This window comes from Chitinimonas koreensis, from assembly GCF_014353015.1.
GTDB classification, from domain to species: domain Bacteria; phylum Pseudomonadota; class Gammaproteobacteria; order Burkholderiales; family Chitinimonadaceae; genus Chitinimonas; species Chitinimonas koreensis.
The window spans coordinates 4,800,139-4,814,185 of the sequence record NZ_CP060704.1; the positions used below are offsets into that span (position 1 = coordinate 4,800,139).

Genomic DNA, 14,047 nt, shown 5'->3' on the forward strand with positions numbered 1-14,047 from the left:
CCGCCGTCCGTCCGATGCCCCGCCTCTTCCGCCTGCTACCGGGCGCCGCCGCGCTGCCGCTGCTCGCCCTGCCCGTCCATGCCGCCCCGCGCGCCGCCGAGCAGGTCGCCTGCCGGGTCGACTACGGCGGCGAGACCCGGATCCTGCGCGCCGCGCCGGTGACCTCGCCCTACGGCGTCGCGCCGGTCGCGATCGGCTCCTACTTCCTGTTCCGCATCGTGTTCGAGGCCCAGCCGGCCGAGCACGCCGCGATCAAGCTCTACACCTACGCCGACCGCGACGAGGGCGCCGTGCCCATCCAGCAGGCGACCTACCCCTACCCGCCGCCGCGCGGCGGCCGCTACGGCTTCACCGGCCTGCAGACGGTGTACGAGCCGGTGCGCGACGGCGAACTGCAATACTGGTGCGCGCTCGAACGCGCCGGGAGCCGGCCATGAAGCGCGCCTTCGGACCGATCGCCGCCCTGCTGCTGAGCCTGACCGCCCAGGCCGGGCCGGTGCGGCTGGTGTTCGCCGGCGACCTGATGCTCGACGACGGGCCCGGCCGCACCATCGCGGCCGGCGGCGACCCGCTGGCGCCGTTCGACGCCTTCCTGCGCGATGCCGACTACACCATCGGCAACCTCGAATGCCCGGTCGCCACCACCGGCACGCCGCTGGCCAACAAGATCTACACCTTCCGCGCCCATCCGCGCGTGCTCGACAAGCTGCAAGGCCGCTTCGACGCGGTGGCGGTGGCCAACAACCACTCGGGCGACTACGGCCGCGAAGCCTTGCTGGAGACGCTGGGCCTGCTCGACCGCGCCGGCATCCGCCATTTCGGCGGCGGCCGCGACCTGGCCGAGGCGCATGCGCCGCTGTGGATCGAACAGAAGGGGCTGCGCATCGCGGTGCTCGGCTACGACGAGTTCAAGCCGCGCAGCTTCGAGGCCGGCGCCAGTTGGGCCGGCGTGGCCTGGAGCGAAGACAGCCACGTGGTGCGCGACATCCGCGCCGCCCGCGCGGCCGGCGCCGACCTGGTGATCCCCTTCATGCACTGGGGCTGGGAGCGCGAGCCGCAACCGAGCGAGCGCCAGCGCGCGCTGGCCCGGCTGATGATCGACGCCGGCGCCGACGCGGTGGTCGGCGGCCATCCGCACGTGACCCAGGGCGCCGACCTCTACCGCGGCAAGCCCATCGTCTGGAGCCTCGGCAATTTCGTGTTCGACGGCTTCGGCGAAGGGCCGGGCCGGGTCGGCTGGCTGCTGCGCCTGACGGTCGACCGCCAGGGCGTGCTGGCCTGGGACACGCTCGAGGCGCATATGGACGAGGACGGCACGCCGCACCCGGTACCGGGCGCGCGCACGCCGTGCGGCAAGCGCGGCGACCGCGCGGTCGGGCTGTGCGCCAATCCCTGAGCAGGCTCGCCGCCGCGGCCATCGACCGCACCGAACGCCCCTTGTAGGTCGGGCTTATGCCCGACAGCGCCGCCTATCAAGATCGCTGTCGGGCATAAAGCCCGACCTACGGGAAACCAGGCCATCCGGTTCGCCGACTGCGCGTCGTTCGGCCGAACGCCGTCGCGCAAGGCGACGGCCGATCCGTTCCGTGGGCATCCCCGCCCTCACCCGCCCGACAAAGCCTGCATCACATAGATCGACGCCCCCGCCGCCACCGGCGCATCGAGCGCGTCGCGCCTGAGCTCGCCGTCGACGAACAGCGCGACGTGGCGGCGCAGCCCGCCCTGCTCGTCGAGCACGTAGCCGCGCAGCGCCGGATGCAGCGCGAACACGGCCTCCAGCGCCGCCCGCGGCGTGTCCGCCGCGACCTCGAGCGGCTCGGCCGGCGCGTGGCGGCGCAGATGATGGGTAAAAGCGATGCGAGGCATAGGGAACTATTCCAGGACGTCGTCACGTCACACAGGAGGTTATGATGCAGTGCAAAATGTTAACGTCATAACAGCCGTGGCATTCGCCCGAGTGCCGCGGTCATAAACCTTGCTACCCAGCATGGCACTTAGGAGAACTCAATGAAACGTTTGACCCGATTGGCCATCGGCCTCGCCCTCGGCCTGTGCACCGTCGCCCATGCCCAGGACAGCCGGCTCTACTACGAGAACACCGGCGCGATGTGGGACACCTCGCAATTCCTGCTGTCGGCGGTCACCGGCGGCGCCAATCCGGCCGCGCCGCAGCTCAAGCTCGACTTCGAACAGTGGGGCGCCGGCACCGCCTGGCAGAACGACTGGATCCGGGTGCAGCAGCACTGGGTGCGGTTCAGCTTCACCGACAATCCGCGCCAGGCCTATCCGCGCAATACGCTGCCGGCCGCCGTGCCGTGGACGGCCGGCGGCCCGGCCGCGCGCGACGCGCTGTTCGGCCGCGGCGTGCTGGCCGAGGTGAACCCGCCCGGCGGCGCGCGCTACCTGGTGCTGCACAGCCTGTCGCCGCTGGTGGCGGCCGGCCTGACGATCTACAACCGCAAGAGCCCGAACTGCAACGACCTGCTGCCGGTGAAGCTCTACGCCGGCGACAACCTGCAGGTGGCCCGCGCGGTCGAGAACCGCCTGGTGCCGGCCACGCTGGGACCGGGTTGCGCCGACCAGCAGGGCCGGGTCGACCTGGCCGTCGCGCTGGCCAGGCAGGACGGCCGGGCGCTGACCAACAGCTTCCACTGGGCGGTGATCGACCTCGGCAGCAAGCAGCAGGACCTGGCGATCGACAATCTGGTGCTGCACTTCAAGCCTTGATGGGCGCTCTGCCCTCTGAGGCTGCTCGAACGTAGGATCGGCGCCCGGCAAAGCCGGGCGCTTGCGTTGGGTGAGTGCTCGACCCTCCGGCTTCCCTGTTCCACCTCGACTCCCCCGCCCTCGCCGCCGCGAGGGAGCCTCGCTGACGCTCGTCCGCTCTCCGTTGCACCTGCTGCTAGGCATATCGCTACGCTCATGCCACGACCGCCGCCTTTGTAGGAGCGGCTTCAGCCGCGAATCAGCGGCAGCATGCGATCAATTTATCTCGCCGCGCTTTTAGCCCCTCTCCCGCGCGCGGGAGAGGGGCCCGTTTCTGCCTTGCAGAAACGGGGAGGGTGAGGGCTGCCAATTCAGATCGCTGATCTGGATCGACCTGCCGCAAGCGCTCCGAACAGCGTCCGGCGCTATCATTCGGGCTTCCGCCTTTACCCCACCCGCCATGGCCTACCTGCCCGAACCCGCCTTCCGTCACGACCAGCCGCGCCGCGTCGGCATCCTGCTGATCAATCTCGGCACGCCGGAAGCGCCGACGGCGCAGGCGCTGCGGCCCTATCTCAAGCAGTTCCTGTCCGATCCGCGCGTGGTCGAGATCCCGCGGCTGGCCTGGTGGCCGATCCTCAACCTGATCATCCTCAACACCCGGCCGAAGAAATCCGCCGCCAAGTACGCCAGCATCTGGACCCGCGACGGTTCGCCGCTGGCCGTGCATACCCGCGCCCAGGCCAAGCTGCTGCAGGGCTACCTCGGCAACCAGGGCCAGCAGGTGGTGGTCGACTGGGCCATGCGCTACGGCCAGCCCTCGGTGGCCGACCGGCTCGCGGCGCTCAAGGCCGCCGGCTGCGACCGGGTGCTGGCGCTACCGCTCTACCCGCAGTACGCCGCCTCGAGCAGCGGCAGCGCGATCGACGCCGTCGCGGCCGCGCTGTCGGCCCAGCGCAATCCGCCCGAGCTGCGCATCGTCAAGCACTTCCACGATCACCCGGCCTATATCGAGACGCTGGCGCAGCGCGTGCGCGCCCACTGGCAGCGCAACGGTCGCGGCGACCACCTGCTGATGAGCTTCCACGGCGTGCCGCGCTACACGCTCGACCGCGGCGACCCCTACCACTGCGAATGCCAGAAGACCGGCCGGCTGCTGGCCGAGGCGCTCGAGCTGCCGGCCGACGGCTACACCGTCGCCTTCCAGTCGCGCTTCGGCAAGGCGGAATGGCTCAAGCCCTATACCGTCGACGTGCTGCACCAGCTCGGCAAGCGCAAGACCGGCAAGCTCGACGTGATCTGCCCCGGCTTCGTCGCCGACTGCCTGGAGACGCTCGAGGAGATCGCCATCGAGGGCAAGGCCGACTTCATGACCGCCGGCGGCGGCGAGTACCGCTACCTGCCGGCCCTCAACGCCGAGCCCGACTGGATCGCGGCACTGGCGCGCATCGCCCTGCCCCACCTGGGCGGCTGGCTCGAGGCCGCCGAGACGCCGGCCGACCGCACCCAGCGGCTGGCCCGCGCCGAGGCGCTGGGCTGCCCGCGCAAGAAATGAGACCCACCTCCACCGCGGAGGACGGCAGATACAGCTCGATCTCCCTTGCTTGTCCCTCGGTGTCCTCCGCGTCCTCTGCGGTAAAGCTTTCGACGATCCGACCACGCATCCCGCCATGCCCCTGACCCGCCGCCACCTGCTCGCCACCGGCCTCGCCCTCGCCGCCACCCCGCTGTTCGCCGGCGCCGCCAGGCGCGCGCCGGTGCTGCTGGCCGCCAGCTGGCGCGGTCCGGAGAACTGGCGCGCCGGCAGCCTCGAGCGCCAGGACGCCGCGCTGCCCGCGCGCGGCCACGTGCTGGTGCCCGATCCGCTGCGCTACGGCGAAGCCATCGTGGTGGCGCGCCGGCCCGGCTACTTCCTGGCCCGCATCGACTGGCGCCGCGGCAAGCTGCTCAAGACCTTCCGGCTCGAGGACGAACGCAACCTGGTCGGCCACGCGGTGTTCAGCCACGACGGCCGCCGGCTGATCACCGCCGAGACCGACGAGCGCAACGGCGCCGGCCGGCTGGCGATCCGCGACGCCAGGACCTTCAGGCGGCTCGAAGACCGGCCCAGCCACGGCGTCGGCCCGCACGAGCTGCTGTGGCTCGACCGCGATACGCTGGCGGTCGCCAACGGCGGCATCCTCACCCTGCCCGAGACCGGCCGCTACAAGCGCAACATCGACCGCATGGACCCGTCGCTGGTGCTGATCGACGGCCGCGATGGCGGCCTCCGGGCCGAGTACCGGCTCGACGACAGCCGGCAGTCGATCCGCCACCTGGCGGTGACGCGCGACGGCACGCTCGGCGCCGCGCTGCAGAACGAGGGCACGCGCACCTCGCCGATGTTGGCGATCCTGCGCGACGGCGAATTCCGCTATGCCGAGACGCCCGACGCGCTGCGCCAGGGCATGGCCGGCTACGCCGCCAGCCTGGCCGCGCTCGACGACCGCTTCCTGATGCCCTGCCCGACCGGCAACCTGCTGACCGAATGGGACAGCCAGGGCCGGCCGACCGCCCAGCAAGCGCTGCCGCGCGTGTTCGGCGCCGCGGCGGTGAACGGCGAATGGTGGGCCAGCGGCGAAGGCGGCGAGCTGTGGCGGCTGGCGCCGGGCACGCTCGACCTGCGCGAGACGCGCAAGGCCGACGGCATCGCCTGGGACAATCATCTGACGGTGGTTTGAGGCGACCATCCGTTCAGTTCACGGCGGCAGGTTTTACCGCTGAGGACGCTGAGGAAAGGCGGTGTAGGCCGATCTCCAATGTCCTCGGCGTCCTCGGCGGTGAAGCAATTCATTTGGAAACCCTATGCCCTCGCCCAGACCTTCGTCCTCTACCTGCTCACCGCCCTGGCCGAGCTGGTCGGCTGCTACCTGCCCATGCTGTGGCTGAGCAAGCGCGGCCCGGCCTGGCTGCTGCTGCCGGCCGCCGCCAGCCTCGCCGCCTTCGTCTGGCTGCTGAGCCTGCATCCGGCGGCCAGCGGCCGGGTCTACGCGGCCTATGGCGGCGTCTACGTGGCGGCGGCGCTCGGCTGGCTGTGGGCGGTCGACGGCATCCGCCCGGGCGGCTGGGATCTGGCCGGCGTCGCGCTGGTGCTGGCCGGCGCGGCCGTGATCGTGCTGGCGCCGAGGAGCTGAGCGTGCTGCCCGTCCTCCATCTCGACGACCACCTGGTCGCGCTGCACAAGCCCTCGGGCCTGCTGGTCCACCGCAGCATGCTCGACCGCCACGAGACCCGCTTCGCGCTGCAGGAAGCGCGCGACCAGCTGGGCCGCCATGTCCACGCGATCCACCGGCTCGACCGCGGCACCTCGGGCGTGCTGCTGTTCGGCCTCGATCCGGACAGCGCCCGCGCCGTGTCGCAGCAGTTCGAGGCCGGCACGGTCGGCAAGCGCTACCTGGCGGTGGTGCGCGGCTGGCCGCCGGCCGCCGGCGAGATCGACCACCCGCTGAGCCGCCAGTACGACGACTACGAGCGCGCGCCCGACGTCGCCGCCGAGCCGCAGGCGGCCCACACCCGCTACCGCACGCTGGCCACCGTCGAGCTGCCGCATGGCGTCGACCGCTACCCGACCAGCCGCTACGCGCTGGTCGAGCTCGAGCCGCTGACCGGCCGCCGCCACCAGCTGCGCCGCCACCTCAAGCACCTGTCGCACCCGATCATCGGCGATGCCACCCACGGCAAGGGCCGCCACAACCGGCTGTTCACCGAGCTGTTCGGCAGCCAGCGCATGCTGCTGGCCTGCACGCGGCTGGCCTTCGACCATCCGCACGGCGGCAGCCGCATCGTGGTGGACTGTCCGCCGAGCGAGGATTTCGCCGCGGTCTGCCGCGCGCTCGGCTGGGGCGCGCGGGCCGGCTGAAAACCGCCCTGCCCGATTTTTGGGCAGGCCGGATTTCGTGCGTCGCAGCAAGGGCTTGGCGCGCTTCTCCACAGCCTGCCCACATGCTTATGCCGGCCGGGCTGTGCATAGCCGTGATGCTGTGCACAAGGCCGCCGGCGGCATGCCGGACGCGGTCGCGGCGGACTTGGCCGCCTGTTTTTTAGGCAATGCGGATTGGCCGTCTCGGCTCAAGCACTTGCCGCAGTTGTCCACAGGCGGCCCACAGCCTTGTCCGGCCTCCGGTGTGGAAAGCCTGCGGGCGCTGCCCGATTTTTGAGCAGCGCGCGCATTCCCTTTCGGATCAAACGCCTGGACGACTTATCCACGGCGGGTGCACAGGCTTTCCCGGCGATTCGTGTGGATGAGCCCAGCGGCGCGTAGAACGGCCGCCCGTAGCTCGGGCTCTACGCCCGGCCACGCTCTCGGCCCGCAGCCATGTCGGGCGTAGAGCCCGGCCTACGCCAAGCGGCCGTCCGCCGCCTCATTCGACGGCGATGTCGGCGGCAGCGTCGGCGCGCGCCGTCGAATCGGGCCAGTTGAACACCGTGCGCTTGCCGCCGCCGGCGACGATGCGCTGGCTGCGCGTATTGCCGCCATGGTCGGCCGCCACGGTGTAGCGGCCGCCGGCCGGCAGTTGCAGCAGGCAGCTCGGGCCGCCGGCGACGAAGGTCAGCGGCTGGGCCAGGCCCGGGCCGTTCACCGTCACGTTGACGTCGGCCAGGTAGGCGCCGCGGCCGCCCTGGGTGAACAGCAGCTCGGCCTGGGCCTCGCCGCGATGCGCCTGCAGCGCGGCCATGCTCTCGTCGCCGACGCCGCCGCACAGGTAGCGCGCGCGGCCTTCGCCCTGCCAGTCGTAGCGCTGGGCCAGGGCGCCGGTCGAAATCAGGGCCAGCATGAGTAGAAACGGGCGTGTCGGCATGATCAGTCCTTTCCTGCAAGAGAGTGGAAGCGACCCCTCCAGGTCGGGGCGCGAACGGCGCCTCTCCATGCTTGACCCCGGTAGCGGCCATGCAGTTGCAGAAATATTGCCGATACGGATTCGCCATCCGCGGACGGCGCCGCAGGAGCGGCTTCAGCCGCGAATCGCCGAGGTCCGCCAATCGCGGCTGAAGCCGCTCCTGCAGGGAATCCGGGCAGCGCGGGTTCAAGGGCGGAACGCCGCCACCGTCCGTCGCAGCTCGGCCAGCGCGTCGACGCCGCCGTAGCGCGTGGCGAGGTAGGCGGCCAGCACCGCCTCGATCTGCGCCGCCCGGTGCGGCAGCGCCGCGGCCGCCCGCCGCGCCAGGTCGCTCGGCCCCTCGGCCGGCGCGGCCTCGACGCCGGCGCGCGCCAGCCGCGCGCAGAAACGGTCCCAGGCCTGCCGCGCCGGATCGCGCGCCGGCGGCCGCATGCGCCACAGCAGCCAGCCGGCCAGCGCCGCCACCAGGCCGGCCAGGCCGCCGAGGAACCAGGCAGCGAAGTTCAGCGAAGCCAGGTCGTCGATGCCGAGCCGCCTCAGCAGCGCGCGCTGGCGTTCCGGCGTATAGCCGATCACCCACTGGTTCCAGCCGTTCACCGCGCTGTCCAGCATCAGCCGCACCCGCTTGACCAGGTTGCCGTCCAGCCGCATCAGGTAGGGCAGCTCGCCGGCGTCGACCGCCGAGGCGAGGCCCTCGCGGATGCGGCCGGTGCCACCGCGAAGGTCGGGTCGACCCGGCGCCAGCCCTCGCCCTCGAGCCAGACCTCGGCCCAGGCGTGGGCATCGGCCTGGCGCACGATCAGGTAGCCGCCGTTGTCCTCGCCGCCCTGGTAGCCGCCGACCACCCGGGCCGGCAGGCCGGCCGCCCGCAGCATGAAGACGAAGGCGCCGGCGAAGTGCTCGCAGAAACCCTGGCGGCCGTCGAACACGAAATCGTCGACCGCGTCGCGGCCGTACAGCGGCGGCGCCAGCGTGTACTGCAGGCCCTGGCGGCCGAAGAAGCGCAGCGCCTCGTCGATGCGGGCGGCCGGCGCCAGCGTGCGCCAGCGCTCGGCGACGGCGCGGGCGCGCGGATTGAAACCGTCCGGCAGCGCCAGCGCGCGCTCGAGCCGCTCGGGCTCCTCCTGCCGTGCCGCGCGGTAGGCGGTGGTCGATTCGAGCTCGAGCCGCAGCCGCTTGTCGACCACCCGCCGGCCGATCAACTGCAGCCGCTCGGTCAGGCGGGTCTCGGGCGGCAGCGCCAGCGGCAGGTCGAGCGCCAGCAGCCAGGGCCGCTGGTGCGGCTCCAGCATGATCGAATAACGCACCGAGGCGCCGCCGCCGGCGCGCTCGACCCGCGGCGACGGCCCGCCGCCCGGCGGCGCCTGGGTCCAGCTCACGCCGTCGTAGTCGTCGAACACCGGGCCGCGCCAGTACAGCAGCGACTGCTCGGGCCGGTCGCCGTCGAACTCGACGCGGAAGGCCACCTCGTCGTTCTTCGACATATTGGAGAAGCTGCCCGGCGACATGCTGTCGGCCAGGCCCGAGCGCGCCGCGGCGCGATCCTGCGGCAGCCGCCACAGCGGCCCTCGATGCGCGGGAAGAACACGAACAGCAGCGCCATCAGCGGCAGCGCCTGCAGCATCAGCACGCCGGCGAAGCGCAGCTGGGCGAGCGCCGCGCGCCAGCGGCCGGTCCAGCCGCCCAGCGTGTTCCAGCCCACCAGCAGCGCGGTGACCAGCGCCACCATGGCGAACAGGTAGATCGCCAGCGCCACCGTCTGGTCGAACAGGAAGTTGGTGACCACCAGGAAGTAGCCGAGGTTGACCAGCATCAGCGCGTCGCGCCGGCTGCGCGTCTCCAGCAGCTTGGCGCCGACCAGCAGGGCCAGCAGCGCCACGCCGCCGCCGCGGCCCAGCAGCGTGCGGTATTCGAACAGCACGCCGGCCGCCAGCCCGAAGGTGATCGGCAGCAGCAGCCACTTGGGCGGCAGCCGGCGCTGGCCGCGCGCCAGCCACAGCCGCCAGCCGAACAGCAGCGCCAGCGCGCCGCCGAGCCACAGCGGCAGCCGCATCAGGTGCGGCGCCAGCAGGCCGGCCAGCACCGCCAGCAGGGCGAACAGCTGGTTGCGGTCGAGCTGCGGGGTTGTGGCCGGGACGCCGGACACCGCCGGCACGCCGGACACGGATGCAGCCGGGGCTTTGGCGGTGGCCGGGATACCGGACGCCATATCAGGCATCTCCTGCCGGGCGGCCGGCCAGGCCGTGCAGCGCCAGCGCCGCCAGGCAGGCGTCGCGGTGCGCTTCGCCGTGGGCCGGCGCCAGGCTGCGCTCGGGCAGCGCCAGCCCGTAGGCATGGCCGGCCGCGTGCGCCGCCAGTACCCAGGCCGCCAGCCGCGACAGCCGCGCCTCGACGTCCAGCCCCGGCGGCAGCGCCTCCCACTGCAGCCACAGCGCGCGCGCCGCCTGGCCATGGAATTCCTTGACCATCAGGCCGTCGTCGCGCGCGGCCGCCTTCCAGGCCACGTGGCGCGGCGAATCGCCGCGGTGGAACGGCCTGAGGCCGGCGAAATCGTCGAGCCCGCGCGGCGTGGCCACGCCCTCGCCGATGCCCTCGGCCGCCATGGGCAGCGGCGGCGGCAGCGCCTCGGGCCGCGGATAGACCAGCGCGCGCTGCTCGAAATAGGCATAGGACCAGCAGCGGAACACGCCGAGCGGCCAGTGCGTCTCGATGGTCAGCCGCGGCGCCACGCACCAGCCGCGGGTCGGCGCCGGCAGGCTGAGCCACAGCCGCACGCCGTCGCCGGCCGCCACGTCGGCGGCCACCGGCGGATCGTCGCCGTAGCGCAGCTCGACGTTGCGGCGCGGCAGCCGGCCCGGGTTGTCCAGGGCGATCTCGAAGCGCGCCGCCTCGCCGGCGAAGCAGGGCTCGGCGCGGCCCGGCGCCAGCTCCAGGCCGAGCAGGTTGCGGAAGGTGTGGAAGATCGAGGCCAGCGCCATGGCCGCCAGCAGGAACACCAGCAGGTAGGCCAGCGCCAGGTCGTAGTTGATCGCGCCGCCCAGCATCGCCAGCAGCGTGGCGACGAAGATCAGGCCGCTGCGGCTGAGGAAGATGTAGAGCCGCTGCTGCGCCAGCCGCAGCGTGCGCGGGCCGAGCGGATGGCGGCGGCGCAGCCAGCCCTGCCAGTAGTCGAGCAGCGGCGCGGCGAGCAGCGAGAAGAAGCGCTTCATGGAACGGGCGCCGCGGCGCTCAGGGAATCGCCACCTCGGCCAGCAGCCGCGCCACCAGCTCGGGCTGGGGCCGGTTGCTGGCGCGGGCCAGCAGGCGGTGGACCGCGACCGGCGCGAACACCGCCTGCACGTCCTCGGGGATCACCATGTCGCGGCCGGCCAGCAGCGCCCAGGCGCGCGCGGCGGCCAGGAGGCCGAGCGCGGCGCGCGGCGACAGGCCGTTGTGGAATTCGGTCGAGTCGCGGGTGGTACGCGCCAACGCCTGCACATAGTCGACCAGCGCCGGCGCCACGTGCACGCGCCGCACCGCGGCCTGGAAATCGGCCAGCTCGGCGGCGCCGATCACCGGCCGCGCGTCCTTGAGCATGTCGCGGCGGTCCTCGCCCAGCAGCATGGCGCGCTCGGCCGCGGCGTCGGGATAGCCGAGCGTGATGCGCATCAGGAAGCGGTCGAGCTGCGACTCGGGCAGCGGGAAGGTGCCGATCTGGCTGGCCGGGTTCTGGGTGGCGATGACGAAGAACGGGTCGGGCAGCGGCCGGGTGGCGCCGTCGAGCGTCACCTGGCGCTCCTCCATCGCCTCGAGCAGCGCCGACTGGGTCTTGGGCGTGGCGCGGTTGATCTCGTCGGCCAGCACCACCTGGCTGAAGATCGGCCCGGCATGGAAGCGGAAGGACTGGCTGTCGCGGTCGTAGATCGACACCCCGATCAGGTCGGCCGGCAGCATGTCGCTGGTGAACTGCACGCGCTGGAAGGCGAGCCCGAGCGTGGCGGCCAGCGCGTGCGCCAGCGTGGTCTTGCCGACGCCGGGCACGTCCTCGATCAGCAGGTGGCCGCGACCGAGCAGGCAGGCCAGCGCCAGCCGCGTCTCGCGCGGCTTGCCGAGGATGAAGGCGTCGAGCTGGGCCAGCACCGCGTGCAGCGGCTCGAGCGAAAGGCGGGCGGGGAGACGGCGTTCATGCGGGCGGGAAATCCGGCGGGTGTCGATGCATGGAGTGGGGCCGGGCACGGGCGGTTCCGGCCGCTGCGGGCCATTCGCGCATTCCAACGCGGCCTGCGCGGCGCGACCGGAACAAGCTCGGCCAGGATAGGCCCGGCTGGACAGGCCCGGCGTTTCCTATAGGTTTATACCACCGGGCCGCACCGGCCCAAATCGCATTAAACTGCCTGGCCGCCCCGCCCCACGCGCGGGACGCCGCCCACGGGAGACCCATCTTGCTCAACTGGCTGGCCCGCAAGTTCGCGGGCGACCTCCCCACCGCCTACCTGACCCATGCCGACTGCGCGCTGCACGACATGGGCGCCCATCATCCCGAATCGCCCGACCGGCTGGCGGCGATCCAGGACCGGCTGATCGCCGCCGGGCTGTGGGACCACCTCTTGCACGTCGAAGCGCCGCTGGTCACGCGCGAGCAGCTGGCGCTGGTGCACCCGCCGCGCTACGTCGAGGCGCTCGAGCAGGTCTCGCCGAGCCACGGCATCGTCCACGTCGACCCCGATACCGCGCTGTGCCCGCATACGCTGCGCGCCGCGCTGCGCGCCGCCGGCGCGGTGGTGCGGGCGGCCGACCTGGTGCTCGACGGCGAGGCAGCCAACGCCTTCTGCGCGGTGCGGCCGCCGGGCCACCATGCCGAATCGCGTCGCGCCATGGGCTTCTGCTTCTTCAACAACCTCGGCGTCGGCGTGGCGCATGCGCTGGCGCGCGGCGTGCAGCGGGTGGCGGTGGCCGATTTCGACGTGCACCACGGCAACGGCACCGAGGAGCTGTTCCACGACAACCCGCGCGTGCTGATGGTGTCGACCTTCCAGTCGCCGTTCTACCCCTATTCGGGCGAACGGGCGCTCGGGCCGAACATGCACAACGTGCCGCTCAAGGCCGGCAGCCGCGGCGACGCCTTCCGCGCCGCGGTCGAGCGCGACTGGCTGCCGGCGCTGGCGGCCTTCGCGCCCGAGATGATCTTCGTCTCGGCCGGCTTCGACGCCCACCGCGAGGACGAGATGGCCTCGCTGGCGCTGGTCGAGGACGACTACGCCTGGGTGACGCAGCAGCTGATGGACGTGGCGCAGACGCACGCCGGCGGGCGCATCGTGTCGGTGCTCGAGGGCGGCTACGACCTGTCGGCGCTCGGCCGCAGCGTGGCGGCCCACGTCCGCACGCTGGCCGGCCTATGAGCGCGCGGCGCGCCTCGCCCGCGCTGGCCTACCTGCTGCTCACGCTGACCAGCCTGTTCTGGTCGGGCAATTTCGTGATCGCACGCGCCACCCACGCCGCCATCCCGCCGCTGGCGCTGAGCTTCGGCCGCTGGCTGGTCGCGCTGGCGCTGCTGCTGCCGTTCGCGTTCAGGCCGGCCTGGCGCGACCGCGCGCTGCTGGCGGCGCAGTGGCGCCGCATCGCCCTGCTCGGCGCGATCGGCGTGGCCGGCTTCAATTCGCTGGCCTACGCCGGCCTGCACCTGACCAGCGCCACCAACGGCGTGCTGACCAACAGCTTCATCCCGATCCTGATCCTGCTGCTGGGCGCGATCTTCCTGCACGCGCCGCTGTCGCGCCGCCAGGTGGCCGGCGTGGCGCTGAGCTTCGCCGGCGTGGTCACGCTGTTCAGCCACGGCGAGCCGGCCCGGCTGGCGGCGCTGGATCTGAACCACGGTGACCTGCTGCTGCTCTTGGCCGCGCTCGACTGGGCGGTCTACACCCTGCTGCTGCGCGGCCTCGATCCGCGCATCGACCGGCTCGGCCTGCTGCTGGTGCAGGTGGTGGTCGGCCTGCTGTGCATCGCGCCGTTCTACCTGTGGGAAGCCAGCCGCGCGGCGGCGGTGGCGCCGACCTGGGGCAATGCCGCGACCTTCCTCTACGTCGGCATCTTCCCCTCGGTGCTGGCCTACCTGTTCTACAACTACGGCGTGCAGCAGGTCGGCCCGGCGCGCGCCGGCGGCTTCATCCACCTGATGCCGGTGTTCGGCACGCTGCTGGCGATCGCCTTCCTCGGCGAGCGTTTCGAGGGTTTCCACGCGATCGGCATGGCGGCGATCTTCGCCGGCCTGTGGCTGTCCGGGCGCGGCGCGCCGGCGCAGCGCGGCGCGAACCCGTAGGTCGGAATTCATTCCGGCAGCGATCTTGTCCGGCGTCGCCGTCGGAACGAATTCCGGCCTGCGGCCCCCATGACCGGCGCAAGCAGCCGGAACGGCATCGGGCGGAACCAAGCGCGCACGGCGCAATCAACCCGGCTCCACCCCAGGTCCAATCCGTGCCGGCCGGCAA

15 protein-coding genes and 1 pseudogene are annotated in these 14,047 nt (G+C 72.4%); 9 read left to right on the forward strand and 7 right to left on the reverse strand.

Annotated features, from left to right (window positions below):
• The first annotated feature begins 14 nt into the window (after nucleotides 1-14).
• Both H9L41_RS20285 and H9L41_RS20290 read left to right on the forward strand, forming a co-directional pair.
• Nucleotides 15-437: a hypothetical protein gene (locus tag H9L41_RS20285; protein ID WP_034606073.1), complete on the forward strand. Its 423-nt coding sequence runs from the start codon at nucleotides 15-17 to the stop codon at nucleotides 435-437.
• Nucleotides 434-1,396 (forward strand): CapA family protein, encoded by a 963-nt coding sequence (locus tag H9L41_RS20290; RefSeq protein ID WP_028444870.1) that lies wholly within the window; start codon nucleotides 434-436, stop codon nucleotides 1,394-1,396. The genes H9L41_RS20285 and H9L41_RS20290 overlap by 4 nt, the downstream gene beginning before the upstream one ends.
• Before the next feature lie 206 nt (nucleotides 1,397-1,602).
• Here the strand turns inward: H9L41_RS20290 and H9L41_RS20295 are convergent, their stop codons facing one another.
• On the reverse strand, nucleotides 1,603-1,866 hold the full coding sequence (locus tag H9L41_RS20295; RefSeq protein ID WP_028444869.1) for a ubiquitin family protein: 264 nt from the start codon (nucleotides 1,864-1,866) through the stop codon (nucleotides 1,603-1,605).
• Nucleotides 1,867-2,007: 141 nt separating this feature from the next.
• Here H9L41_RS20295 and H9L41_RS20300 point away from each other — a divergent pair, with 141 nt between their 5' ends.
• The 5 genes from H9L41_RS20300 (at nucleotide 2,008) to H9L41_RS20320 (ending at nucleotide 6,604) form a co-directional block, all read left to right on the forward strand.
• A complete protein-coding gene (locus H9L41_RS20300; RefSeq protein WP_157461865.1) occupies nucleotides 2,008-2,727 on the forward strand; it encodes a hypothetical protein in 720 nt (239 codons plus the stop codon).
• Between the two features lie 439 nt (nucleotides 2,728-3,166).
• Nucleotides 3,167-4,261, forward strand: coding sequence for a ferrochelatase (gene hemH, locus H9L41_RS20305; protein ID WP_028444867.1), 1,095 nt, complete (start codon nucleotides 3,167-3,169; stop codon nucleotides 4,259-4,261).
• A 115-nt stretch (nucleotides 4,262-4,376) separates the two neighbouring features.
• A complete protein-coding gene (locus tag H9L41_RS20310; protein ID WP_051318724.1) occupies nucleotides 4,377-5,426 on the forward strand; it encodes a DUF1513 domain-containing protein in 1,050 nt (349 codons plus the stop codon).
• Between the two features lie 99 nt (nucleotides 5,427-5,525).
• Complete coding sequence (locus H9L41_RS20315; RefSeq protein ID WP_265583857.1) at nucleotides 5,526-5,879, forward strand: YnfA family protein; 354 nt, start codon at nucleotides 5,526-5,528, stop codon at nucleotides 5,877-5,879.
• A 2-nt stretch (nucleotides 5,880-5,881) separates the two neighbouring features.
• Complete coding sequence (locus tag H9L41_RS20320) at nucleotides 5,882-6,604, forward strand: pseudouridine synthase (protein WP_028444865.1); 723 nt, start codon at nucleotides 5,882-5,884, stop codon at nucleotides 6,602-6,604.
• A gap of 502 nt (nucleotides 6,605-7,106) precedes the next feature.
• On the opposite strand, the gene H9L41_RS20325 is transcribed toward H9L41_RS20320, so the two are convergent.
• The 6 genes and pseudogenes from H9L41_RS20325 to H9L41_RS20345 all read right to left on the reverse strand — a co-directional run bounded on the left by H9L41_RS20325 (nucleotide 7,107) and on the right by H9L41_RS20345 (nucleotide 11,711).
• Nucleotides 7,107-7,520, reverse strand: a complete 414-nt coding sequence (locus H9L41_RS20325; RefSeq protein WP_051318723.1) for a hypothetical protein — start codon at nucleotides 7,518-7,520, stop codon at nucleotides 7,107-7,109.
• Between the two features lie 249 nt (nucleotides 7,521-7,769).
• Nucleotides 7,770-8,234 (reverse strand): DUF4129 domain-containing protein, encoded by a 465-nt coding sequence (locus H9L41_RS20330; RefSeq protein WP_187523552.1) that lies wholly within the window; start codon nucleotides 8,232-8,234, stop codon nucleotides 7,770-7,772.
• On the reverse strand, nucleotides 8,234-8,770 hold the full coding sequence (locus H9L41_RS26305) for a transglutaminase-like domain-containing protein (protein ID WP_373282126.1): 537 nt from the start codon (nucleotides 8,768-8,770) through the stop codon (nucleotides 8,234-8,236). The genes H9L41_RS20330 and H9L41_RS26305 overlap by 1 nt, the downstream gene beginning before the upstream one ends.
• A 12-nt stretch (nucleotides 8,771-8,782) precedes the next feature.
• Nucleotides 8,783-9,801 (reverse strand): annotated as a pseudogene (locus tag H9L41_RS26310) (TgpA N-terminal domain-containing protein); the annotation flags it as partial.
• Nucleotides 9,794-10,792, reverse strand: a complete 999-nt coding sequence (locus H9L41_RS20340) for a DUF58 domain-containing protein (RefSeq protein WP_028444863.1) — start codon at nucleotides 10,790-10,792, stop codon at nucleotides 9,794-9,796. The gene H9L41_RS20340 and the pseudogene H9L41_RS26310, both read right to left, overlap by 8 nt.
• Nucleotides 10,793-10,811: 19 nt before the next feature.
• Nucleotides 10,812-11,711 (reverse strand): AAA family ATPase, encoded by a 900-nt coding sequence (locus tag H9L41_RS20345; protein ID WP_028444862.1) that lies wholly within the window; start codon nucleotides 11,709-11,711, stop codon nucleotides 10,812-10,814.
• Between the two features lie 293 nt (nucleotides 11,712-12,004).
• Here H9L41_RS20345 and H9L41_RS20350 point away from each other — a divergent pair, with 293 nt between their 5' ends.
• A complete protein-coding gene (locus H9L41_RS20350; protein ID WP_051318721.1) occupies nucleotides 12,005-12,961 on the forward strand; it encodes a histone deacetylase family protein in 957 nt (318 codons plus the stop codon).
• On the forward strand, nucleotides 12,958-13,878 hold the full coding sequence (locus tag H9L41_RS20355; RefSeq protein WP_028444860.1) for a DMT family transporter: 921 nt from the start codon (nucleotides 12,958-12,960) through the stop codon (nucleotides 13,876-13,878). Before H9L41_RS20350 ends, H9L41_RS20355 begins: the two co-directional genes overlap by 4 nt.
• The last annotated feature ends 169 nt before the right edge of the window (nucleotides 13,879-14,047 follow it).

What these genes read in the sequence shown, in the direction of transcription:
- H9L41_RS20285 (WP_034606073.1), top strand. Translation starts at nt 15, where the DNA reads ATGCCCCGCCTCTTCCGCCTGCTACCGGGCGCCGCCGCGCTGCCGCTG.
- H9L41_RS20290 (WP_028444870.1), top strand. Translation starts at nt 434, where the DNA reads ATGAAGCGCGCCTTCGGACCGATCGCCGCCCTGCTGCTGAGCCTGACC.
- H9L41_RS20295 (WP_028444869.1), bottom strand. Translation starts at nt 1,866, where the DNA reads ATGCCTCGCATCGCTTTTACCCATCATCTGCGCCGCCACGCGCCGGCC.
- H9L41_RS20300 (WP_157461865.1), top strand. Translation starts at nt 2,008, where the DNA reads ATGAAACGTTTGACCCGATTGGCCATCGGCCTCGCCCTCGGCCTGTGC.
- hemH (WP_028444867.1), top strand. Translation starts at nt 3,167, where the DNA reads ATGGCCTACCTGCCCGAACCCGCCTTCCGTCACGACCAGCCGCGCCGC.
- H9L41_RS20310 (WP_051318724.1), top strand. Translation starts at nt 4,377, where the DNA reads ATGCCCCTGACCCGCCGCCACCTGCTCGCCACCGGCCTCGCCCTCGCC.
- H9L41_RS20325 (WP_051318723.1), bottom strand. Translation starts at nt 7,520, where the DNA reads ATGCTGGCCCTGATTTCGACCGGCGCCCTGGCCCAGCGCTACGACTGG.
- H9L41_RS20330 (WP_187523552.1), bottom strand. Translation starts at nt 8,234, where the DNA reads ATGCGGCTGGACGGCAACCTGGTCAAGCGGGTGCGGCTGATGCTGGAC.
- H9L41_RS20340 (WP_028444863.1), bottom strand. Translation starts at nt 10,792, where the DNA reads ATGAAGCGCTTCTTCTCGCTGCTCGCCGCGCCGCTGCTCGACTACTGG.
- H9L41_RS20355 (WP_028444860.1), top strand. Translation starts at nt 12,958, where the DNA reads ATGAGCGCGCGGCGCGCCTCGCCCGCGCTGGCCTACCTGCTGCTCACG.